Origin of the sequence: Streptomyces sp. SID8374 (genome assembly GCF_009865135.1) — a bacterium.
Classification (GTDB): Bacteria; Actinomycetota; Actinomycetes; order Streptomycetales; family Streptomycetaceae; genus Streptomyces.
In genome coordinates, this window is the sequence record NZ_WWGH01000001.1 from 747,089 (window position 1) to 770,198 (window position 23,110).

Below are 23,110 nucleotides of genomic sequence, written 5' to 3' on the forward strand. Positions count from 1 at the left end.
GAGCAACTGAGGACAAGCCCTCGGCCTATTAGTACCAGTCAGCTCCACCCGTTACCGGGCTTCCACATCTGGCCTATCAACCCAGTCGTCTACTGGGAGCCTTAACCCCTCAAGAGGGTGGGAATACTCATCTCGAAGCAGGCTTCCCGCTTAGATGCTTTCAGCGGTTATCCTTTCCGAACGTAGCCAACCAGCCATGCCCTTGGCAGGACAACTGGCACACCAGAGGTTCGTCCGTCCCGGTCCTCTCGTACTAGGGACAGCCCTTCTCAATATTCCTACGCGCACAGCGGATAGGGACCGAACTGTCTCACGACGTTCTAAACCCAGCTCGCGTACCGCTTTAATGGGCGAACAGCCCAACCCTTGGGACCGACTCCAGCCCCAGGATGCGACGAGCCGACATCGAGGTGCCAAACCATCCCGTCGATATGGACTCTTGGGGAAGATCAGCCTGTTATCCCCGGGGTACCTTTTATCCGTTGAGCGACAGCGCTTCCACAAGCCACTGCCGGATCACTAGTCCCGACTTTCGTCCCTGCTCGACCCGTCGGTCTCACAGTCAAGCTCCCTTGTGCACTTACACTCAACACCTGATTGCCAACCAGGCTGAGGGAACCTTTGGGCGCCTCCGTTACTCTTTAGGAGGCAACCGCCCCAGTTAAACTACCCATCAGACACTGTCCCTGATCCGGATCACGGACCCAGGTTAGACATCCAGCACGACCAGAGTGGTATTTCAACGACGACTCCACAACCACTGGCGTGGCCGCTTCACAGTCTCCCACCTATCCTACACAAGCCGAACCGAACACCAATATCAAACTATAGTAAAGGTCCCGGGGTCTTTCCGTCCTGCTGCGCGAAACGAGCATCTTTACTCGTAGTGCAATTTCACCGGGCCTATGGTTGAGACAGTCGAGAAGTCGTTACGCCATTCGTGCAGGTCGGAACTTACCCGACAAGGAATTTCGCTACCTTAGGATGGTTATAGTTACCACCGCCGTTTACTGGCGCTTAAGTTCTCAGCTTCGCACACCCGAAAGTGCACTAACCGGTCCCCTTAACGTTCCAGCACCGGGCAGGCGTCAGTCCGTATACATCGCCTTACGGCTTCGCACGGACCTGTGTTTTTAGTAAACAGTCGCTTCTCGCTGGTCTCTGCGGCCACCCCCAGCTCAAGCAGCAAGTGCTATCACCAGTGATGGCCCCCCTTCTCCCGAAGTTACGGGGGCATTTTGCCGAGTTCCTTAACCATAGTTCACCCGAACGCCTCGGTATTCTCTACCTGACCACCTGAGTCGGTTTAGGGTACGGGCCGCCATGAAACTCGCTAGAGGCTTTTCTCGACAGCATAGGATCATCCACTTCACCACAATCGGCTCGGCATCAGGTCTCACCCTGCATGTGTGACGGATTTACCTACCACACGGGCTACACCCTTACCCCGGGACAACCACCGCCCGGGCTGGACTACCTTCCTGCGTCACCCCATCGCTTACCTACTACAAGTCTGGTTCATCGGCTCCACCACTACCCTCAACTCCGAAGAGATCGGGCCGGCTTCACGGACTTAGCATCGCCTGATTCAGTACTGGGCGTTTCAAAGCGGGTACCGGAATATCAACCGGTTGTCCATCGACTACGCCTGTCGGCCTCGCCTTAGGTCCCGACTTACCCTGGGCAGATCAGCTTGACCCAGGAACCCTTAGTCAATCGGCGCACACGTTTCTCACGTGTGTATCGCTACTCATGCCTGCATTCTCACTCGTGAACCGTCCACAACTCGCTTCCGCGGCTGCTTCACCCGGCACACGACGCTCCCCTACCCATCCCAGCCCCCGTTGGGGGTACATGCTGGAATGACACGACTTCGGCGGTACGCTTGAGCCCCGCTACATTGTCGGCGCGGAATCACTTGACCAGTGAGCTATTACGCACTCTTTCAAGGGTGGCTGCTTCTAAGCCAACCTCCTGGTTGTCTCTGCGACTCCACATCCTTTCCCACTTAGCGTACGCTTAGGGGCCTTAGTCGATGCTCTGGGCTGTTTCCCTCTCGACCATGGAGCTTATCCCCCACAGTCTCACTGCCGCGCTCTCACTTACCGGCATTCGGAGTTTGGCTAAGGTCAGTAACCCGGTAGGGCCCATCGCCTATCCAGTGCTCTACCTCCGGCAAGAAACACACGACGCTGCACCTAAATGCATTTCGGGGAGAACCAGCTATCACGGAGTTTGATTGGCCTTTCACCCCTAACCACAGGTCATCCCCCAGGTTTTCAACCCTGGTGGGTTCGGTCCTCCACGAAGTCTTACCTCCGCTTCAACCTGCCCATGGCTAGATCACTCCGCTTCGGGTCTAGAGCGTGCAACTAGTTCGCCCTATTCGGACTCGCTTTCGCTACGGCTTCCCCACACGGGTTAACCTCGCTACACACCGCTAACTCGCAGGCTCATTCTTCAAAAGGCACGCAGTCACGACTGCATGTGCAAGCACATACAGCGACGCTCCCACGGCTTGTAGGCACACGGTTTCAGGTACTATTTCACTCCGCTCCCGCGGTACTTTTCACCATTCCCTCACGGTACTATCCGCTATCGGTCACCAGGGAATATTTAGGCTTAGCGGGTGGTCCCGCCAGATTCACACGGGATTTCTCGGGCCCCGTGCTACTTGGGTGGTTCTCAAGCAAGCCGTTGATGTTTCAGCTACGGGGGTCTTACCCTCTACGCCGGACCTTTCGCATGTCCTTCGCCTACATCAACGGTTTCTGACTTGCCGACCAATCGGCAGATTGATCAAGAGAACTCCCACAACCCCGTATGCGCAACCCCTGCCGGGTATCACACGCATACGGTTTGGCCTCATCCAGTTTCGCTCGCCACTACTCCCGGAATCACGGTTGTTTTCTCTTCCTGAGGGTACTGAGATGTTTCACTTCCCCTCGTTCCCTCCACACTGCCTATGTGTTCAGCAGCGGGTGACAGCCCATGACGACTGCCGGGTTTCCCCATTCGGAAACCCCCGGATCAAAGCTTGGTTGACAGCTCCCCGGGGACTATCGTGGCCTCCCACGTCCTTCATCGGTTCCTGGTGCCAAGGCATCCACCGTGCGCCCTTAAAAACTTGGCCACAGATGCTCGCGTCCACTGTGCAGTTCTCAAACAACGACCAGCCACCCACCACCCCGTCCCTGAGGACGAGTTCACTGGGGCCGGATCGAAGGCGACCTCTACGGCCGTACCTTCAGATACCCAACAACGTGCCCGACCCGACCGATCCATCCCCACGTTCCACGCCGAAGCAGTACTAGTGACAACCAACCTGTCGTGCCGAATAGTCAACGTTCCACCCATGAGCAACCAGCACCGAACACTCGCCGGTGTACTGGCCTCTGACCAAACCGAGGCTTGGTGAGAAGTGCTCCTTAGAAAGGAGGTGATCCAGCCGCACCTTCCGGTACGGCTACCTTGTTACGACTTCGTCCCAATCGCCAGTCCCACCTTCGACAGCTCCCTCCCACAAGGGGTTGGGCCACCGGCTTCGGGTGTTACCGACTTTCGTGACGTGACGGGCGGTGTGTACAAGGCCCGGGAACGTATTCACCGCAGCAATGCTGATCTGCGATTACTAGCAACTCCGACTTCATGGGGTCGAGTTGCAGACCCCAATCCGAACTGAGACCGGCTTTTTGAGATTCGCTCCGCCTCGCGGCATCGCAGCTCATTGTACCGGCCATTGTAGCACGTGTGCAGCCCAAGACATAAGGGGCATGATGACTTGACGTCGTCCCCACCTTCCTCCGAGTTGACCCCGGCAGTCTCCTGTGAGTCCCCATCACCCCGAAGGGCATGCTGGCAACACAGAACAAGGGTTGCGCTCGTTGCGGGACTTAACCCAACATCTCACGACACGAGCTGACGACAGCCATGCACCACCTGTATACCGACCACAAGGGGGGCACCATCTCTGATGCTTTCCGGTATATGTCAAGCCTTGGTAAGGTTCTTCGCGTTGCGTCGAATTAAGCCACATGCTCCGCTGCTTGTGCGGGCCCCCGTCAATTCCTTTGAGTTTTAGCCTTGCGGCCGTACTCCCCAGGCGGGGAACTTAATGCGTTAGCTGCGGCACCGACGACGTGGAATGTCGCCAACACCTAGTTCCCAACGTTTACGGCGTGGACTACCAGGGTATCTAATCCTGTTCGCTCCCCACGCTTTCGCTCCTCAGCGTCAGTAATGGCCCAGAGATCCGCCTTCGCCACCGGTGTTCCTCCTGATATCTGCGCATTTCACCGCTACACCAGGAATTCCGATCTCCCCTACCACACTCTAGCTAGCCCGTATCGAATGCAGACCCGGGGTTAAGCCCCGGGCTTTCACATCCGACGTGACAAGCCGCCTACGAGCTCTTTACGCCCAATAATTCCGGACAACGCTTGCGCCCTACGTATTACCGCGGCTGCTGGCACGTAGTTAGCCGGCGCTTCTTCTGCAGGTACCGTCACTTTCGCTTCTTCCCTGCTGAAAGAGGTTTACAACCCGAAGGCCGTCATCCCTCACGCGGCGTCGCTGCATCAGGCTTTCGCCCATTGTGCAATATTCCCCACTGCTGCCTCCCGTAGGAGTCTGGGCCGTGTCTCAGTCCCAGTGTGGCCGGTCGCCCTCTCAGGCCGGCTACCCGTCGTCGCCTTGGTAGGCCATTACCCCACCAACAAGCTGATAGGCCGCGGGCTCATCCTTCACCGCCGGAGCTTTTAACCCCGTCCCATGCGGGACAGAGTGTTATCCGGTATTAGACCCCGTTTCCAGGGCTTGTCCCAGAGTGAAGGGCAGATTGCCCACGTGTTACTCACCCGTTCGCCACTAATCCACCCCGAAGGGCTTCATCGTTCGACTTGCATGTGTTAAGCACGCCGCCAGCGTTCGTCCTGAGCCAGGATCAAACTCTCCGTGAATGTTTACCCGTAATCGGGTGCACACACACGAGAGCGGAACAACCGGTCGGAATAAGACCCGTTGTTCACAGCGTCCTCGCTGTGTAATTGCCTGCCCGTGTGCCGCCGAAGCGACCCGGTGCAGGACTTTCAAAGGAACCACCAACCTGCACCAGGTGCAGGCCGGGGTATCAACATATCTGGCGTTGACTTTTGGCACGCTGTTGAGTTCTCAAGGAACGGACGCTTCCTTCGGTCCCGTTTCACTGGGGCCCTCCGGGCGCTTCCCTTCGTTTTTCTTTCCTGCTCTTGCGTTTCCGACTCTATCAGACTCTTTCGTGTCCGATTCCCGGCCGAAGCGGGTCAAGCGGTTTTGCCGATTTTCGCTTCCAGGTAATTCGCTTTCGCGGTTTTCCCTTTCGGCGAGTCCGACTCTATCAGGCCTTTTCCGTTCCCTTGACCACGTCCCACGGGCATGCCGAAGAAGGGTTCAGGGTTAGGATCTGGGCTTGAAGGTCGCCGCCGACCCCCGACTCAAAGTCGCGTTGGGGTCAGGCAGGAGTACGACAGTACAGGCCGCCGGGGATCGAGGCAAATCGCTTGCGGTGCACCCCTAGGCCTGTCAACCGGGCGGTCTCGGGCGGAACCGGGACTTCATATGACTTACTCTGCTGAGCAGTACGCCGTCCCCACATCAGCCGCGGCGGCGACACCTGAATCTCCACCCCCTGGGAGGCTCCCCATGACCAACGTGACGTCCCCTCTTGCTGGACGCGCCATCGGACTCACCGCGGTTCCCGACCCGGTCTTCTCCGGCGCGATGGTCGGTCCCGGCACCGCCATCGACCCCGTACGTGAGCCCTCCGAGGCCGTATCGCCTGTCGACGGCATCGTCGTCTCCCTGCACCCCCACGCGTTCGTCGTCGTCGACGCCGACGGGCACGGGGTTCTGACGCACCTCGGTATCGACACCGTCCAGCTCAACGGCGAGGGCTTCGAGCTGCTCGTCAACAAGGGGGACACGGTGACCCGGGGCCAGAGCATCGTGCGCTGGGACCCGGTCGGCGTCGAGGAGGCCGGCAAGTCACCCATCTGCCCGATCGTGGCCTTGGAGGCGACCGCCGAGTCGCTCTCCGATGTCCGTGGGGACGGGGACGTGAAGGTCGGCGACACGCTGTTCGGCTGGCAGTAGCGCTTCGGGCGCAGTGACAGGCCAGTTGCACAACCACCGCGGTGACTCGGTCGCCGCACAACCGGAGACGGGTGAAATGGAGACAACGCTGCGAGGCGTCGGCGTGAGCCACGGTGTGGCCATCGGCGAGGTTCGGCACATGGGTACGGCGGTGCTGGAGCCGCCCGCCAAATCGATTCCCACCGAGGAGGCGGGGCGCGAACAGGGGCGTGCCCGGCAGGCGGTGGAGGCCGTGGCCGCCGATCTCGTCGCGCGCGGCAATCTGGCGGGCGGCGAGGCACAGCACGTGCTCGAGGCGCAGGCCATGATGGCGCAGGACCCCGAGCTGATGTCCGATGTCGAGCGGCGGATCGCCGTGGGCAGCACCGCCGAGCGCGCGGTGTACGACGCGTTCGCCGCGTACCGGGCGCTGCTGGCCAACGCCGGTGAGTACCTGGCGGGGCGGGTCGCCGACCTCGACGACGTACGGAACCGGATCGTGGCGCGGCTGCTCGGGGTTCCGATGCCCGGGGTGCCGGACAGCGACGAGCCGTACGTACTGATCGCGCGCGATCTGGCGCCGGCCGACACGGCGCTTCTCGACCCGGCCCTGGTGCTCGGCTTCGTCACCGAGGAGGGCGGGCCGACCAGCCACAGCGCCATCCTGGCCCGGGCGCTCGGCGTTCCGGCCGTGGTGGCTCTGCCCGGCGCCGGTGAGCTGGCCGAGGGCACGGTCGTGGCGGTGGACGGCAGCACGGGCGAGATCTTCGTGAACCCGAGCGCCGAGAAGCGTGAGGAGATGGAGGCCGCGGCGGCTGCTCGTAAGGCGGCTCTGTCCTCCTCGACCGGTCCCGGTGCCACGTCGGACGGGCACAAGGTGCCGTTGCTCGCCAATGTCGGCGGTCCGGGCGATGTGCCCGCGGCGGTCGAGGCGGGGGCCGAGGGTGTCGGGCTGTTCCGCACCGAGTTCCTCTTCCTGGACGACAGCAAGCAGGCTCCTTCCGAGGAGAAGCAGGTCGCGGCCTACCGTGCGGTGCTGGAGGCGTTCCCCGAGGGGCGTGTCGTCGTCCGCGTGCTGGATGCCGGGGCCGACAAGCCGCTGGACTTCCTGACGCCGGCCGACGAGCCGAACCCGGCGCTGGGTGTGCGGGGGCTGCGCAGCCTGCTGGACCACCCAGAGGTGCTGCGTACCCAGCTGACCGCGCTGGCGAAGGCGGCCGAGGGTCTGCCGGTGTACCTGGAGGTCATGGCGCCCATGGTGGCCGACCGCATCGACGCCAAGGCGTTCGCGGACGCGTGCCGTGAGGCGGGGTTGCAGGCGAAGTTCGGCGCGATGGTGGAGATTCCGTCCGCGGCTCTGCGGGCGCGGTCGATCCTCCAGGAGGTCGAGTTCCTGTCGCTGGGCACCAACGACCTGGCGCAGTACACCTTCGCGGCCGACCGTCAGGTGGGCGCGGTGTCGCGGCTCCAGGACCCGTGGCAGCCGGCGCTGCTGGATCTGGTCGCGCTGTCCGCCGAGGCGGCCCGTGCCGAGGGCAAGAGCTGCGGTGTCTGTGGTGAGGCCGCCGCGGATCCGCTGCTGGCCTGTGTGCTGACCGGTCTGGGTGTCACCTCGCTCTCCATGGGTGCCGCGTCCATTCCTTACGTGCGCGCAACGCTGGCCAAGTACACGCTGGCCCAGTGCGAGCGTGCGGCCAACGCGGCCCGCTCGGCCGACTCGGCCGACGAGGCGCGCAGCGCGGCCCAGGCTGTGCTGTCCGGCGAGTAGTCGCGGCGCGTCTGTCGGAGGGGCTTCCCGCCTGGTGGCGGGGAGCCCCTCCTGCTGTGTGTCGGGTCAGCGGTGGGGTTCCGCAGGGTCGGCTCCGATGTCGAATCCGGCGCAATATTCCACGCCGGATTCCGGGGAGACGGGCTCCCCCGTGTCGGCGTCGGTGCAGTAGGCGTTGAAGACCTCCCCGGCGGTGAGCGGGGCGAGGGCGCCGTGGGCCAGTCGCCAGCCGTGGACGCGGTCCGGGCTGTCGGGGGTGCTGGTGCGGAGCACCACTCCCCCGGGTGTCTCCAGAGCGATCGCCACCGCGAGCACGGTGGCGAACTCCGCTCCTTCCGAGGTGTCGAGGCGGGCCGGGCCTGTGGCGTCGCGGTGGGTGTGGAGCACCGCCAGGAGCTGGTCGTTCTCCGTCGGGGTGGAGCAGACCAGGTGGTGGGTGCCCGGTCCGGCCGCCTCCAGCAGGCGCATCAGGAGGTGGGAGGCCCGGTCGAAGGCCGCACGCCCGATGTCCTGGCCGCAGTCCGCGCACGCTCCGAGGTCGGCGAGGAGGAGGGTGGCGTACTCCCAGGTGGCCTGGCGGACCGCGCGGGAGACCAGGAGCGGGATGAGCTCGGTCAGGCTCTGGCCGGTGTAGGCGACGGTTGCTCCGGCGGCGGCGATCTCGGCGGTGAAGCGGCTGCGGCTGGCGCCGGTGTCCGCGTCGAGTCCGGACTCCGCGCAGAACTCGGCGTAGTCCTCGGGGTCGAAGAGGGCGATCGTGGTGTGCATGCCCTGGGCGGTCAGTGCCTTGAGCAGGCCCTCGACCTGGTGCAGATAGGCGGTGTGGTCGTCGAAGGGGAAGGTGCGGTAGCGCCGCATGGCCGCGAAGTCCTGCTCGTCGACCAGGAGGCCGACGGTGCTGGGGGCTTCGCGGCGCAGTGTGCGTCGCAGGGTCGTGCCGTGTGGTGTGGTGCCGCGTTTCGAGCTGCGCTTGGTGTGCGGCTTGATGGTGCGCTTGGTGTTTTCCTGCTGCGCCATGTGTCCCCCTGTGCGCGGTGAACTTTTGCTCACTCAGAGTAATCAGGGGGACTGACAACGGGCCCGGACAAGCTCCTAGCGGCGGCGGCTCGCGGCCAGTTCGGCGTAGAAGTGGAGCAGGTCGAGGTTGTCGACCGAGCCCGGGTTGACCGCCTTGGCCAGCTCCGTGCCCTGGAGCAGGCGCTTGACCGGGACCTCGATGCGCTTGCCGGTGAGGGTGTGCGGGATGGCGGGGACCTCGATGACCTCGTCCGGTACGTGGCGCGGGGAGAGGTTCTCGCGGATGGTCGCCTTGATCGCGGCGCGCAGGTCGTCGTCGAGGGTGGCGCCTTCGGCGAGGTGGACGAAGAGCGGCATCCAGTACCCGCCGTCGGGTTCTTCGAGGCCGATGACCAGGGACTCGCGGATCTCGGGGAGCCGTTCGACGGCCTCGTAGATGTCGGCGGAGCCCATGCGGACGCCTTGGCGGTTCAGGGTGGAGTCGGAGCGGCCGTGGATGATCACCGAGCCGTGGTCGGTGATGGTGATCCAGTCGCCGTGGCGCCAGACGCCGGGGTACATGTCGAAGTAGCTGTCGTGGTAGCGGGAGCCGTCGGGGTCGTTCCAGAAGCGGATCGGCATGGACGGGAGCGGGTTGGTGACGACCAGTTCGCCGACCTCGTTGGTGAGGGGCTTGCCTGCCGGGTCCCAGGACTGGAGGTCGGTGCCGAGGCACGGGGCCTGGAGCTCGCCGATGTGGACCGGGAGCGTGGGGACGGCTCCGGCGAAGCAGCTGCAGACGTCGGTGCCGCCGCTGACCGAGGCGATCCAGAGGTCCTCGGCCACCTCGTCGTGGAGCCAGCGGAAGCCGTCGGGCGGGAGCGGGGAGCCGGTGGTGGCGACGCACTGGACGCGGGAGAGGTCGTAGTCGCGGCCGGGGTGGATGTCGGCCTTGCGGCAGGCCATGACGTACGCGGCGGAGGTGCCGTAGAGGGTGGCGCCGGTCTGTTCGGCGACCCGCCACTGGGCGCTGACGTCCGGGTAGCCGGGGCTGCCGTCGTACAGGACGACGGTGGTGCCGGTGAGGAGGCCGGAGACGAGGAAGTTCCACATCATCCAGCCGGTGGAGGTGTACCAGAAGAAGCGGTCCTCGGGGCCGAGGTCGCAGTGCAGGCCGAGCTGCTTGAAGTGTTCGAGCAGGATGCCGCCCTGGGACTGGACGATGGCCTTGGGCAGGCCGGTGGTGCCGGAGGAGTACAGGACCCAGAGCGGGTGGTCGAAGGGGACCTGTTCGAAGACCGGCTCGGTGTCGGCGGAGGTGAGGGCGGCCCAGGCGAGGGCGCCTTCGGGGGCGTCGGTGCCGAGCAGCGGGATGTGGACGACGGCGCGGAGGGTGGGCAGTTCGCGGCGGAGTTCGGCGACGGTCTCCGTACGGTCGTGCTCCTTGCCGCCGTAGCGGTAGCCGTCGACGGTGAAGAGGACGACGGGTTCGATCTGCTGGAAGCGGTCCAGGACGCTGCGGGCGCCGAAGTCGGGGGCGCAGGAGGTCCAGACGCCGCCGACGGCCGCGGTGGCGAGGAAGGCGACGACGGCCTGCGGGATGTTGGGGAGGTAGCCGCTGACCCGGTCGCCGGGGGTGACGCCGAGGGCGCGGAGTTCGGCGGCCAGCGCGCCGACCTGGCGGCGGAGGTCGGACCAGCTGATGGGGACCTGGGTGTGGGTCTCGTCGACGTACAGGAGGGCCGGGGTGTCGGCGCGGGCCGGGTCCTCAGCGGTGCGCAGGGCGTGTTCGGCGTAGTTGAGGGTGGCGCCGGGGAACCAGGTGGCGCCGGGCATGGTGCGGTCGCCGAGGACGCTCTCGTACGGCGTCGAGAAGCGGATGTCGAACCACTCGGCGACGGCCTGCCAGAAGGTGTCGAGTTCCTCGACGGACCAGCGGTGCAGGGCCTCGTACCCGCCGTCGGCCGGAGCTCCGAAGCGGCTCGCGGCCCACGCCTGGAAGCGGGTCACGGCCGCGGCCTCGATGCGCTCGGGGCTGGGTTGCCAGAGGGGGGCGTCGGGCGTGGCTGAGGTCATGGGGCGGCTCCCTGGCTGGACGGGTACGCGGGTGGCGTGTCGGCGCGCACGGGCTGGGGTGTGCGCGTGAGCGGCTGACACGGACGATGCCATGTGATCGTCTTCGGCACCAGAGTGGGCGGGCGTGAGGAGGGCTTCGGTTCTTCGGCCGGAGCGGGTGAACGGGAGTTGAACGGGAGGTTCTGCGGTCCGGGCGGGTGGCAAGGTGTGCGCCATGGACGGTCGTGACCTGGTGCGTCGGGTGAGGTTGGTCGGTTCGGTACGGGGGCTGCGCACGGTGCGCGCGGCCTGGCGGCGCCGGTCGGCGGATGCGCGTGCGCTGCCCGCGCGCGGTGCGGAGCGGGCCCGGGTGCCCGGTGCGCTGGAGGGGGCGGAGCCGGGTCCCGGCGGGGGTGTGGTGCGGTTCGCCCGTTCGGAACTGCGGATCCGGGTGGCGGTGGGCGGTGCGGTGTTCTGGGCGTGGGACGGGGCGGATCCGCTGCCGTCGTACGCGTTGGCGGGTGAGGTGCCCGCGGCGGATCCGCGGGCGGTGCTGGAGCCGGACAAGGACGGCGGCTGGCAGGTCGTTTCCGAGCGGCTGACCGTGGTGGTGTCGCGGACCGGTGCGGTGGAGCTGCGGACGCCGGGCGGAGTGCTGCTGCGGCGGGAGCTGCCGCCGCGCTGGTGGGAGCCGGTGGGCGGGGGCGCGGTGCGGTGGGTGCAGCGGTCGGAGGTCCCGGCGGACGCGCGGTTCTTCGGGCTCGGCGGGCGGGCGTCGGGGCCCCGGCTGCGGGACGGGGCGTACGGGCTGTGGAACACGGACCCGGGCGGGCGGTTCGGGCCGGGGGACGATCCGCTGTATCTGACGATGCCGGTGCAGGTGGTGGTGTCGGACGCGGGCACCCATCTGGCGTTCCACGACAACACCTGGGCGGGCCGGGTCGTGGTGCGCGAGGGCGAGGAGGGCGCGGGCTCCGGGCACGACCGGCCGGGCACGTGCGAGGTGCGGATGGAGGGCGGTCCGCTGCGGTGCTGGGTGGTGGCGGGGACGCCGGCCCGGGTGCTGCGGGGATGGACGGCGCTGACGGGCGCCCCGGCGGTGCCGCCGTCGTGGGCGCTGGGGCCGCAGCACGCCCGGTGGGGTTTCGGGAGTGAGCGGGAGGTGCGCCGGGTGGTGGCCGGGTACCGGGAGCGGGGGCTTCCGCTGTCGGTGCTGCATCTGGACATCGACCACTACGACGCGCACCGGGTGTTCACGGTCGACCGGGAGCGGTTCCCTGCCCTGCCCGAGCTGGCGAAGGAGCTGCGCGACGAGGGCGTACGGCTGGTGTCGATCGTGGATCCGGCGGTGAAGGCGGCGCCGGGGGACGCGGTGTTCGACGCGGGTGTGGCGCTCGGGGAGCGCGGGGCGTACGTCCGGGACGCGCGGGGGCGGGTCGTGGTGGGCGAGGTGTGGCCCGGGGCCTGCGTCTATCCGGATTTCACCGATCCGGTTGTGCGGGAATGGTGGGGATCTCTGTATGAAGAGCGGCTTGCGCAGGGCTTCTCAGGGGTCTGGCACGACATGAACGAGCCGGTGTCGTTCGCCGCGTTCGGGGATACGTCGCTGCCGCGTTCGGCCCGGCACGTCCTGGAGGGCGCGGGCGGCGACCACCGCGAGGCGCACAACGTGTACGGGCTGGCGATGGCGCGCGCCGGGTACGAGGGGCTGCTCCGGCTGCGCCCCGAGGAGCGGCCGTTCCTCTTCTCGCGCTCGGGGTGGGCGGGGATGCAGAGGTACGGGGGCACCTGGTCCGGTGATGTGTCGACCGGGTGGCCGGGGCTGCGGGCCTCGCTGTCGCTGGTGCTGGGTCTCGGGCTGTGCGGGGTGCCGTACTCGGGTCCGGATGTGGGCGGGTTCGACGGGTTCCCGTCGCCGGAGCTGTATCTGCGGTGGTTCCAGCTGGGCGCGTACCTGCCGCTGTTCCGGACCCATTCGGCGATCGACGCAGGGCGCCGGGAGCCGTGGGAGTTCGGGCCCGAGGTGCTGGAGCACGCGCGGGCGGCGCTGGTGGAACGGGAGCGGCTGCACCCGTACTTCGTGACGCTGTCGCAGGTGGCGCGGCTGTCGGGGGCGCCCTATGTGCGGCCGCTGTGGTGGGCGGCACCGGGTGACCGGGCGCTGCGGGGGTGCGAGGACACGTTTCTGCTGGGCGATGCACTGCTGGTGGCGCCGGTGATGGAGGCCGGGGCGGACCGGCGGGTGGTGCGGCTGCCCCGGGGGCGCTGGTACGACACGGCGACCGGGCGGGCGTACGAGGGGCCGGGGCAGGTGGTGGTCGACGCGCCGCTCTCCCGCGTTCCGGTGCTGGCCCGGGCGGGGGCCGTCGTTCCGGTGCGGGACGCCGACGGTGACCTGGAGCTGGAGGTGTGGGCGCCGGCGCCTGGGCGCACCGGGGACGGGCTGGTGGTTCGAGACCCGGGTGACGGGTGGGCCGAGGCCGAGGTGGAGCGATATGTGTCGCGGTGGGAGGGCGACCGGGTCGTGGTGGAGCGGGACGGTGGCGAGGGGGCGGGGGCGGTGGGGCTTCCGGTGCGGGTGCGGGGGGTGGCGGAGTAGCGGGCCGCCTTCTGGCCGCAGGCCCGTAGTGGGCTAACTTCCGGCCGCAGGCCCGGGGTGGGCCGCCTTCCGGGCGAAGGCCCGGAGTGAGCCGCCTTCCGGCCGAAGGCCCGTACGCCGGGGGCCTGTACTCCGGGGGCCGGGGCCTTCGGGCGGGGGCCCGTGCCTGAGAGGTCCTGCGCCCTCGGAGCCGTACGCCGGGGCAACAGGCTCAGCCGTAGCGGCCCGCGAACCAGGCGTCCACCGCTTCCGTGTGCAGCGGGAAGGCCAGCGGGCGCGGGGCGTGGAGGATCTCGTACCCCGATGTCTCGTGGGTGGGGACGGAGGGCGGCAGGCTCGCGAGGGGGCGTTGCGGGAGGAGGCCGAAGAGCAGGAGGTGGCCGGCGGTGTCGCTGAGGGCGTCGGCGAGGCGGACGTCCTGTTCGTCGGCCTCGATCCCGGTCTCCTCGCGCAGTTCGCGGACGACCGCGCGGCGCCAGTCCTCGGCGTGGTCGATGAAGCCGCCGGGCAGCGCCGTGCCGCCCTTCTGCGGCTGGATGGTGCGCGTGATGACGACGAGTCCGGCCGAGCCCGGTCCGGTCACGGGGAGCAGGGCCACGGCGACCGGGAGCGGGTTGCGGTAGGCGGTGGTGCCGCAGCGGGGGCAGGTGCGGGGCCAGGTGCCGGGGGCGGCCAGGCCGGTGTAGGGGGCTCCGCAGGTGGAGCAGTGGGAGTCCCTGACGTACGGGGTCGGCTGCCGACCGGTCGTCGGGGCGGGGCTGTCGGTGGGCTCGGACACGGGCGGACTGTATCCGATCGTCCTTTCGCCGGGGCGGCGAAGCTGATAGACGGTGTGCCCATGACAGGAATGCGTACCGCTCTCCGCGCCCTGGCCACCGCGGCCGCCGCCACTGCTCTGCTCGCCACCTCGGCTGTCTCCCCCGCGCCTGCCCAGGCCCGACCCGAACCGAAGGCGCCCGAGGGGTTCGTGGCGTTGCGTTCGGTGGATCCGACGATCATCCAGGAGATGCGCTACACCACGGCGCACACCTTCCTCGGTGAGCGCGTCGACGGCTACCGGCAGCCGGTCTGCATCCTGACCCGGCCCGCCGCCCGTGCGCTGCATCTGGCGCAGAAGCGGCTGCTGCGGCAGGGGTATTCGCTGAAGGTGTACGACTGTTACCGGCCGCAGCGGGCGGTGGACCACTTCGTGCGCTGGGCGAAGGACCTCGACGACCAGTCCATGAAGGGGGAGTTCTATCCGCTGGTCGACAAGAGCCGGTTGTTCGAGGACGGTTACATCGCGGAGAAGTCCGGGCACAGCAGGGGCAGCACGGTGGACCTGACGCTGGTGCGGCTGCCGGCCCTGCCGACCAGGCCGTACCGTCCGGGCGAGCGGCTGACGCCCTGCTTCGCGCCGAAGGGTGAGCGGTTCCCCGACAACTCGGTGGACATGGGCACCGGTTACGACTGCTTCGACACCCTGTCGCACACGGACGATCCCCGCATACAGGGGGCGCAGCGCGCCAACCGGCAGTTCCTGAAGCGGACGTTGACCGAGGCGGGGTTCGTGAACCTGCCCGAGGAGTGGTGGCACTTCACCTACAAGCCCGAGCTGTTCCCGGACACCTACTTCGACTTCCCGGTCGATCGCCGGTCGGTCGCCGGGCGCTGACAAGAACGGGCGACCGGGACCACCCCCGTGGGCTCCGGCCGCCCGTTCTTCCTTTCGGACGCGTAAGGGGCGTGTTCGGTTGCCGATCGGGCGACTACGGTGCCCGTATGTCACAGCAGACGTTCGATACGTACGAGGAATTCTGGCCTTACTACGTCGCGATGCACTCCCGTGCCGCCACCCGCTGGGTCCATCTGACCGGCACGCTCACCGGCCTCGCGATCACCGCTTACGGGCTGGCGCGGGGGCGGAGGCGGTATCTGGCAGCGCTGCCGCTGATCGGGTACGGCACGGCCTGGCCCGCGCACTTCCTGATCGAGAAGAACAACCCGGCGACGTTCGGGCGCCCGGCGTGGTCGCTGCGCGGGGACGCGCAGATGATCGGGATGATGCTGGCCGGCCGGGACGCCGAGCTGGCGGAGACCGCGGCGAAGTGGCTGGCCGAGAACGGCTGAGCCGCGTGCGGAGCGGCTGCGTTGGCCGCTCCTCTCGCCGGGGGTCACTGGGGAAGGGCTGTCGTGGCCGGTCCTCTCGCCGGACGCCGCCGCCCGTGGCACACTTCTGACGTTCCGTCAGATCCAGTGCCGGGGAGGGGCTTTGCCGCAAGCGCGCATACCCGTGGTGGCCGGTTGGTTCACCGAGGACACCGCGGAGGAGGAGTTCCGGCTGCTGGGCACGCGCTGCTCGGGGTGCCGGTCGGTCCACTTCCCCCGCGAGGACGGCCACTGCCGCAATCCGGGCTGCCCGGGCGGGGAGTTGGAGGAGGTGCCGCTGTCGAAGCGGGGCACGGTGTGGTCCTGCACCGACGGGCGCTACCGCCCCCCTCCCCCGTACGTCAGCGATCCCGAGGTGCCCTGGACGCCGTACACCCTGGTCGCCGTGGAGCTGGCGGCCGAGCGCATGGTGGTGCTGGGGCAGGCCGCGCCCGGAGTGGGTGTGGACGATCTTCCCGTCGGCTCGGTGGTGGAAGTGGTGCCGGGCGTCCTGGACGAGGACCCGGCGGCCGGCACCGTACACACGACGTGGAACTGGCGGCCCGTCGCGGTGAAGGATTCCCTGTCGTGACCGGCGATGTGGCCGTCCTCGGGGCCGGGATGCACCCGTGGGGCAAGTGGGGGCGCGGCTTTGTCGCGTACGGGCGTGCCGCCGCGCGCGCCGCTCTCGACGACGCGGGCATCGGGTGGCCCGAGGTGGGGTCGGTGGTCGGCGCGCAGACCGTCCGGGGCGGCTATCCGGGGTACGTGGCCGGGGCGACGTTCGCCCGGGCGCTGGGGTGGCAGGGGGCGCGGGTGACCTCCGTCTACGCGGCGTGCGCGTCGGGGGCGCAGGCGATCAACACCGCGCGGGCCCAGATCCTGGCGGGGATGGCGGACGTGGTCCTGGTGGTGGGGGCCGACGCGGCGCCCAAGGGGTTCTTCGCCCCGGCGGGCGGGGAGCGGCCGGACGACCCGGACTGGCTGCGCTTCCGGGTCCTCGGGGCGACCAACCCGGCGTACTTCGGGCTGTACGCCCGCCGCCGGATGGCGCTGTACGGGGATACGCCGGAGGACTTCGCGCTGGTCAAGGTGAAGAACGCGGCGGCGGGGGCGCTCAACGAGTACGCCCGCTACCGGACTCCGGTGACCGCCGGGCAGGTTGCCGCCTCGGCCGTCGTCGCCGATCCGCTGCGGCTGCTGGACATCTGCGCCACCTCCGACGGGGGTGCCGCGCTGGTGCTGTGCAGCATGGAGTTCGCGCGCCACCGCGGGGTGGCCGAACCGGTGCGGATCCGGGCCGTCTCCACCGTGACGCCGACGTTCCCGAGGACCGTCCTCGATCTGCCGGACATCGGCACCGACTCGGCGGTCGCCGTGGAGCCGTCGCCGGAGAGCTTCCGGTCCTCGATCGCCCGGGCGGCGTACGAGGAGGCGGGGATCGGGCCGGAGGATCTGTCGCTGGCGGAGGTCTACGACCTGTCCACGGCACTGGAGTTGGAGTGGTACGAGGACATCGGGCTCTGCGGTCCGGGCGAGGGCGCGAAGCTGGTACGGGAGGGGGTCACCGCGCTGGGCGGCCGGATCCCGGTCAATGTGAGCGGCGGGCTCGCCTCGTTCGGCGAGGCCGTTCCCGCCCAGGCGATCGCCCAAGTCTGCGAGCTGACCTGGCAGTTGCGCGGCCGGGCCGGAGACCGGCAGGTACCGGGTGCGAGGGTGGGCATCACGGCCAACCAGGGGCTGTTCGGGCACGGCTCGGCGGTGATCGCGGCCCGGTGAGAACACCTTTTGCCCGTGCATGACTTGACGGCTCGTCACCGTCGCAGAACACTCACAGCCCGGGCCCGCCGGACGCCATGCGGCCCGTACCCCTGTCGGCGGGGGTACGGGCCGTATGCGTACGGCCGTCGGCCGTCAGGTGGCGACGGGCCTGCGGTCCCGTGAGGCACGTTCCAGGGCGTGCTCCACCACCGCGACCAGGACGTCGCGTACCGAGGAGCGGTCCCGCGCGTCGCACAGCAGCACCTCGACCTCGGGGTCGAGATCGAGGGCGGCCCGCACCGTCTCGGCGGGGAACTTCCCAGCCCCCTCGAAGCAGTTGACGGCCACCGCGAACGGGATCCGGCGGCGTTCGAAGTAGTCGACCGCGGCGAAGCAGTCCTCCAGCCGCCGGGTGTCGGCGAGGACGACCGCCCCCAGGGCGCCCTGCGCCAGCTCGTCCCAGAGGAACCAGAAGCGGTCCTGGCCCGGTGTGCCGAAGAGGTAGAGGACCAAATCCTCGCGGAGCGTGATCCGGCCGAAGTCCATGGCGACCGTGGTGGTGGTCTTGGACTCGACCCCCTCCAGATCGTCCACCGGGCGGCCCGCCTCGCTCAGGCGCTCCTCCGTACGCAGCGGTCTGATCTCGCTGACCGCACCGACCGCGGTCGTCTTGCCGACGCCGAACCCTCCCGCCACCAGGATCTTCAGGGTGACGGGCTCGACGGGCCGCTGCTTGACGCGGCTAGAGCGCCCGAAGGCCATTGATAACCTCGCGAAGAATGTTCACGTCCGGCAGCTCGGCCGGCGGAACGGGACGGGTGACGTGCACCAGCTCGTCCTCGACGAGATCGCCGACCAGGACCCGTACCACCCCTACCGGGAGGTCGAGTTCGGCGGCGAGCTCGGCGATCGACTGGGGCATGTCGCTACAGAGTTCGACGATGGTGACATGTTCGGGCGCGAGCGTCTGGTCCCGGCCGGGGTCCTCGGCGGCCGGTTCGGGCACGACGAGGGCGATCAGGTCCAGCCGGTGCCGGGAGGCGCTGCTGGTACGCCCCCGGGTCATGGCGTACGGGCGGACCACCGGCCCTGCCTCCGCGTCGTACCAACGCGAGGACTGGGGGTCGGCGGCCGCGCCCTGTGGGCCGGGGCCGTCGAACCCGGGGCCGGTGGACCCTCGGTCCGTGGATCCGGGGTTCGTGCCCCGGGGGGAGTCAGCGCTCATGCCCGGCCCTCACCCTCCGGCGGGCAGACCGGTCGTCCGTGGGGCGTTGGCCAGGTGGGCCCCCACGCGCTTGACCATCAGCGTCATCTCGTACGCCACCTGGCCCACGTCGGAGTCCGCGTCGGCCAGGACGGCGAGACAGCTGCCGTCGCCGGCCGCCGTCACGAAAAGGAAGGCCTCGTCCAGTTCGACGACGGTCTGGCGCACCCGGCCCGCGTCGAAGTGGCGTCCCACGCCCTTGGCGAGGCTGTGGAACCCGGAGGCGACGGCGGCCAGATGCTCGCTGTCCTCCCGGGTCAGGTCCTGCGAGGTGCCGGTGGCGAGCCCGTCGCTGGAGAGCACCAGCGCCTTGCGGATGCTGGCGACGCGCTGGACGAGTTCGTCCAGCAGCCAGTTGAGCTCGCCCGAGCCGTGGCGTGCGGAGTTGGGTGCTGCGGCGTTCGGTGCGGTCATCGACCGTCCCCTCCCGGAGTGGTTCCTGGTGCTGTTCCCTCGGGGCCGGCCGCGTCGTGTGCGTCCTCGGCGTTCTGCCGACGACCGCGCTGCCAGCCGCGCTGGAGTGAGGCCATGCGGTTGCGTACTTCGTCCGCGTCCCGGTCGTAGTCGTCGACCTTGTCCACGGGCGCCCGGTACGGAGCCCGGTCGGCGGACTCCTCGCGGAGCTGGTGGGCGAGGCTGGCCTGCCGGATCCGCCGGGGCAGGCCGCCCACGGTGTCGGGGGCGGTCGGCGCCTGAGGGCTCTCGGGGCGTGCCTCGGTGGTGCGGGGTGGTTCTGGGGCGTGCGGTGGTTCGGTGGTGGGTCGTTGTTCGGTGGTGCGGGGCGGTTCGGTGGTGGTGAGCGGTGCGGGTCGGCGGTGGGCGGCGCGGGCGGCCCAGGGGGTGGTGTGGGCGACCGGGCCGGTCGGGGTGCGGGGGGCGGTCGCGGACGGCTCGGCGGCGGCGGCCTCCGGGTCCCCGTCGTCCACGCGGCGGCCCCGGTCGGTGACCAGGGTCGGCGGTGTGCGGCGCGGCAGCGGTGCCGGGCCCGTGGGGCGCATCGGGCGGACGTCGGCGGTGGGGCCTTCGCCGTGGTCGCGGGACTGCTGGTGCTGCTCGCGGTCGGTGGCGCGGCGGGCCTCACCGGCGTCGCCCCGGCTCGGCTTGCCGTTGTCCGCTCGGCGCCGGTCCCTGTTATCGTCCGTGCGCCGGTCCCGGCCGTCGTCACCGCGCGGGTCCCGGCCGTCGTCGCGGCGCAGGTCGCGGGCGCGGAAGATGCCGCCGCGCTCGCTCTCGGTGTCCTCCAGATCGGAGACGCCGTCGAGTACGGGCCCGAGGGCCGGATCGAGGGCCGGGTCCGAGGCGCGGTCCAGCGGGTCGTCAGTCAGCTCCAGGGGGCCGACCGGGCCTTCCAGTTCGACCGGGCCGTCGAGGACCGCCGGTCCGGTGAGCCCGGTGGGGACCGGGGAGAGGACGGCGGAGCGGCCGTTGACCCTGCGGTCGCCGCCCGCCGGGGTGTTGCCCGCGGGCGGGGCGTCGCCGTTGGTGCGGCCGCTGCCGATCGCCCGCTCGGCGCGGCGGTCGAGGCGGAAGCCGGTGCCGTGGGTGTCCGGGGCGTCGGTGAGGAGGGCCGCCGGGATGAACACGACCGCGGTGGTGCCTCCGTACGGCGATTTCTGGAGGGAGACCCGGACGTTCTGGCGCTGGGCGAGCCGGCTGACCACGAAGAGGCCGAGGCGGTCGGTGTCGGAGAGTTCGAAGTCGGGGGTCTCGGCGAGCCTCAGGTTGGCGTCGAGGAGGACCTCGGGGGGCATGCCGAGACCTCGGTCGTGGATTTCGAGGGTGAAGCCGTTGGAGACGCGTTCGCCGTGCACCTGGACCGCGGTGTGCGGGGGTGAGAAGACGGTGGCGTTCTCCAGGAGTTCGGCGATGAGGTGGGTGAGGTCGGCGACGGCGGGACCGCCCACGCCGATCCGGGGCAGCCGCCGGACCTCGATGCGCTCGTAGTCCTCGACCTCGGCGACGGCGGCCCGCACCACGTCCATGAGCTGGATGGGCTTGCGCCACTGGCGGGAGGGGGCGGCGCCGGAGAGGATCACGAGCCCCTCGGCGTGGCGCCGCATACGGGTGGTGAGGTGGTCCAGGCGGAACAGGTCGGCCAGCTCGTCGCTGTTCTCGGTGCGGCGCTCCATGGTGTCCAGGAGCGTGAGCTGGCGGTGGAGGAGGACCTGGTTGCGGCGGGCGAGGTTGACGAAGACCTCGGAGACGCCGCGGCGCATGTCCGCCTGCTTGACCGCCGCCTCGACGGCGGCGCGCTGGAGGGTGTTGAGCGCCTGGCCGACCTGGCCGATCTCGTCTCGCTCGTAGGTGAGGTGCGGGGCCTCGGTCTCGACGTCGACCTGTTCGCCTGCGGCCAGTCGGCGCATGACGCTCGGGAGGCGTACGCCGGAGACCTCGTGGGCGTCCTTGCGGAGCCGGGAGAGGTCGCGGACGAGCTCGCGGCCGATGCGTACGGAGACGAAGATCGAGACGATCAGGGCCAGGAAGCCGAGGACTCCGGCGATGCCGGCCTGGGCGAGGACCCGGTGGCCGACCGGTTCCGCGCGGTCCTGGAAGCGTCGGCCCATCTCCGTGGAGTCGTCGGCCAGCCGGTCGAGGACGGGCGGGGCCGCCTGCTGCCAGCGCTCGGTGTCGACGGCGCCGGGGCGCTTGGTGGGCCCGGCGGCGATCAGGGTGTCCTCGGCGGTGCGCAGCGGTTCGGCGTCCGGGCTGCTCCAGAACTGCTCCACGCGGCGGCGCTCGGCGGCGGGGAGGTTTTCGAGGCTGACGTCGTAGAGGACTTGGCGCTGGGCCACCAGACCGGATATCTGGCGTAGTTCGGCGGTGGTGAAGCGGCCCGCGATGAGGCCCGATGCGACCAGCGCGTCCTCGCGCGACAGCATCTCGCGGGCCCGGGATATCCCGACCAGCGCCCGCATCTGCCTGTCCATCGACCCGTTCTCCGTGGTGTGGAGACCGTTGAGGAAGCGGTACGCGGGGTCGACGAGGCCGTTGTAGAAGTCCAGCGCCTTCGCCCGGCCGATGGTGCGCTTCTCGACCGATTCGCGCAGGGAGTCCAGACCGTCGACGGCGCTCAGGATCGCGTCGAGACGGGTGCGGGCCTCGGCGTCGAGTGCCTCACGGACGTCGTTCTGCCGGGCGCTGTCCCTGACCTGCGCCACGATCCGGTCGGTGTCGGCGCGTTGGCTCAGCAGGAGGGGCAGGGCGTCGGAGGCGCGGGGGTCGGCCAGGAAGACCAGGGTCTGCCGACGTTCGGCCTGCACGGCCCGGACGGCTTCCTCCAGGGGCCCGGCCACCTTGTCGACGGTGGTGCTGACGCTCATCAGCTCGCTCGCCTGGCGGCCGGTGACGTAGGTGGCGAGGACCCAGAGGCCCGTGAGGGAGACGAGCGGCACCAGCAGCAACGCCACGATCTTCCTGCGGATGGACTTCCCGCGAAAGCGCATGGCCTCCCCCAGATCGGCCCCGCTCCGCGGGGGTGGTCTTCTCCCGGTCGTCCCTCGGCCCTGCCCCGACGTTCGCCGTATGGACACCGGCGCGCATCGGACCAACGGGGGCGAGGGTCCGTCCTGCGTCAATAAACGGCGCGAGCCTACTACTGACACAGAGACAACTCGAAGACACGTCCGGATGATTTTCAGCCGTCCGGACGGGATTTGATCATGAGTTGTCCTGGTATTCCCGGAGATGAAATTCGCGAAAGCGACAGAGGATCCCTACCGATCCTCTGAGTTCGGGCCCGGATCAGTTGGCTGGAATTATTCGTTCCGTAGTCTTCTGGGGCCGTGAGGCCGCTTTCAGCGGGAATCTTCGGAGCGGGTGGTTCGTCCATATGTACGGGGTAGACGCAGGGCGGGGGCGCGCGCGGCGGTACGGAGTCCATCCGCCCGCGTAGAACCGGCGCAAGCCGGGCAGCCACCCTGAAGTCGGACAGTGGTGGGGAGTTGAAGGACCTTGAGCACGCAGGAGCGCGGGAGCGCCGGAGCACCGGTAGGCACCGCGAGGGCGGATGCCTTGGGCGGGGCGCGGGTTCCGCGGCAGTTGTGGGTGGAGGAGCCGGCCAGGAAGCGGCGGATGCCCGATGCGGTGCGGACGGCCGCGGTGCGGGCCGTCCTCATCATGTCGCTGACGATCATCCAGGCGATGGTCGCCTTCCTGAGCACGTTGACCGGCTCCTGGCTGGCCTTCCCGATGGTGCTCAGCAGTGTGGCCAGCACGGTGGTCGCCACCTGGGCGGTGCTGGACGTCTGGGTCACCCGGCAGGTGTGGAACCAGCGCTACGGCGTGGTGTCCGAGCCGAGCAGCACCGCCCGGCAGATGCGCCGGGAGCGGCGGCGGGCCCAGCGGGCGGCGCGAGCGGCCGAGCGGGACGAGGCGGGCGGCAGGATACGCGGCCGCCGGAGCGCCGGGGATCTCTCGCGGGCGTGAGGCCGGT

Annotated in this window: 15 protein-coding genes and 2 rRNA genes; 8 read left to right on the plus strand and 9 right to left on the minus strand. The window is 68.9% G+C overall.

The window, feature by feature from the left end; genetic code table 11:
* Nucleotides 1–8 precede the first annotated feature (8 nt).
* Nucleotides 9–3,133 (minus strand): 23S ribosomal RNA (locus GTY67_RS03370).
* Between the two features lie 299 nt (nt 3,134–3,432).
* Nucleotides 3,433–4,958 (minus strand): 16S ribosomal RNA (locus GTY67_RS03375).
* Together the 16S and 23S rRNA genes form the textbook arrangement of a ribosomal RNA operon.
* Nucleotides 4,959–5,679: 721 nt before the next feature.
* On the opposite strand from GTY67_RS03375, the gene GTY67_RS03380 reads away from it, so the two are divergent.
* On the plus strand, nt 5,680–6,129 hold the full coding sequence (locus GTY67_RS03380; protein WP_161277726.1) for a PTS glucose transporter subunit IIA: 450 nt from the start codon (nt 5,680–5,682) through the stop codon (nt 6,127–6,129).
* A gap of 76 nt (nt 6,130–6,205) precedes the next feature.
* A complete protein-coding gene (ptsP, locus tag GTY67_RS03385) occupies nt 6,206–7,876 on the plus strand; it encodes a phosphoenolpyruvate--protein phosphotransferase (RefSeq protein ID WP_093689572.1) in 1,671 nt (556 codons plus the stop codon).
* Between the two features lie 66 nt (nt 7,877–7,942).
* On the opposite strand, the gene GTY67_RS03390 is transcribed toward ptsP, so the two are convergent.
* Together GTY67_RS03390 and GTY67_RS03395 are read right to left on the minus strand one after the other, a co-directional pair.
* Entirely contained in the window at nt 7,943–8,893 is a 951-nt protein-coding gene (locus GTY67_RS03390) for a hypothetical protein (protein WP_161277727.1), read from the minus strand.
* Between the two features lie 75 nt (nt 8,894–8,968).
* Nucleotides 8,969–10,948: an acetoacetate--CoA ligase gene (locus tag GTY67_RS03395; RefSeq protein ID WP_161277728.1), complete on the minus strand. Its 1,980-nt coding sequence runs from the start codon at nt 10,946–10,948 to the stop codon at nt 8,969–8,971.
* Nucleotides 10,949–11,162: 214 nt separating this feature from the next.
* Here GTY67_RS03395 and GTY67_RS03400 point away from each other — a divergent pair, with 214 nt between their 5' ends.
* Entirely contained in the window at nt 11,163–13,526 is a 2,364-nt protein-coding gene (locus GTY67_RS03400; RefSeq protein ID WP_161277729.1) for a glycoside hydrolase family 31 protein, read from the plus strand.
* 211 nt (nt 13,527–13,737) lie between these two features.
* Here the strand turns inward: GTY67_RS03400 and GTY67_RS03405 are convergent, their stop codons facing one another.
* Nucleotides 13,738–14,304, minus strand: coding sequence for an NUDIX domain-containing protein (locus GTY67_RS03405; RefSeq protein WP_161277730.1), 567 nt, complete (start codon nt 14,302–14,304; stop codon nt 13,738–13,740).
* 60 nt (nt 14,305–14,364) lie between these two features.
* Here GTY67_RS03405 and GTY67_RS03410 point away from each other — a divergent pair, with 60 nt between their 5' ends.
* The 4 genes from GTY67_RS03410 (at nt 14,365) to GTY67_RS03425 (ending at nt 17,432) form a co-directional block, all read left to right on the plus strand.
* A complete protein-coding gene (locus GTY67_RS03410) occupies nt 14,365–15,180 on the plus strand; it encodes a M15 family metallopeptidase (RefSeq protein ID WP_161277731.1) in 816 nt (271 codons plus the stop codon).
* A gap of 107 nt (nt 15,181–15,287) precedes the next feature.
* A complete protein-coding gene (locus GTY67_RS03415) occupies nt 15,288–15,635 on the plus strand; it encodes a DUF962 domain-containing protein (RefSeq protein WP_161277732.1) in 348 nt (115 codons plus the stop codon).
* Between the two features lie 142 nt (nt 15,636–15,777).
* A complete protein-coding gene (locus GTY67_RS03420; RefSeq protein ID WP_202461306.1) occupies nt 15,778–16,245 on the plus strand; it encodes a zinc ribbon domain-containing protein in 468 nt (155 codons plus the stop codon).
* On the plus strand, nt 16,242–17,432 hold the full coding sequence (locus tag GTY67_RS03425) for a lipid-transfer protein (protein WP_161277733.1): 1,191 nt from the start codon (nt 16,242–16,244) through the stop codon (nt 17,430–17,432). The genes GTY67_RS03420 and GTY67_RS03425 overlap by 4 nt, the downstream gene beginning before the upstream one ends.
* A 135-nt stretch (nt 17,433–17,567) precedes the next feature.
* On the opposite strand, the gene GTY67_RS03430 is transcribed toward GTY67_RS03425, so the two are convergent.
* From GTY67_RS03430 to GTY67_RS03445, 4 genes are read right to left on the minus strand one after another with little or no spacing between them, the layout of a single operon-like run.
* A complete protein-coding gene (locus tag GTY67_RS03430; RefSeq protein WP_093689588.1) occupies nt 17,568–18,176 on the minus strand; it encodes an ATP/GTP-binding protein in 609 nt (202 codons plus the stop codon).
* Nucleotides 18,157–18,639 (minus strand): DUF742 domain-containing protein, encoded by a 483-nt coding sequence (locus tag GTY67_RS03435; protein WP_161277734.1) that lies wholly within the window; start codon nt 18,637–18,639, stop codon nt 18,157–18,159. Before GTY67_RS03435 ends, GTY67_RS03430 begins: the two co-directional genes overlap by 20 nt.
* Before the next feature lie 9 nt (nt 18,640–18,648).
* The gene (locus GTY67_RS03440) at nt 18,649–19,092 is read right to left on the minus strand and encodes a roadblock/LC7 domain-containing protein (RefSeq protein ID WP_093689592.1); all 444 of its coding nucleotides are present in this window, start codon (nt 19,090–19,092) and stop codon (nt 18,649–18,651) included.
* Nucleotides 19,089–22,121, minus strand: coding sequence for a nitrate- and nitrite sensing domain-containing protein (locus GTY67_RS03445; RefSeq protein ID WP_161277735.1), 3,033 nt, complete (start codon nt 22,119–22,121; stop codon nt 19,089–19,091). The genes GTY67_RS03440 and GTY67_RS03445 overlap by 4 nt, the downstream gene beginning before the upstream one ends.
* Before the next feature lie 628 nt (nt 22,122–22,749).
* Between GTY67_RS03445 and GTY67_RS03450 the strand changes: the two genes are divergently transcribed.
* Complete coding sequence (locus GTY67_RS03450; protein WP_093689595.1) at nt 22,750–23,103, plus strand: hypothetical protein; 354 nt, start codon at nt 22,750–22,752, stop codon at nt 23,101–23,103.
* Nucleotides 23,104–23,110: the final 7 nt, after the last annotated feature.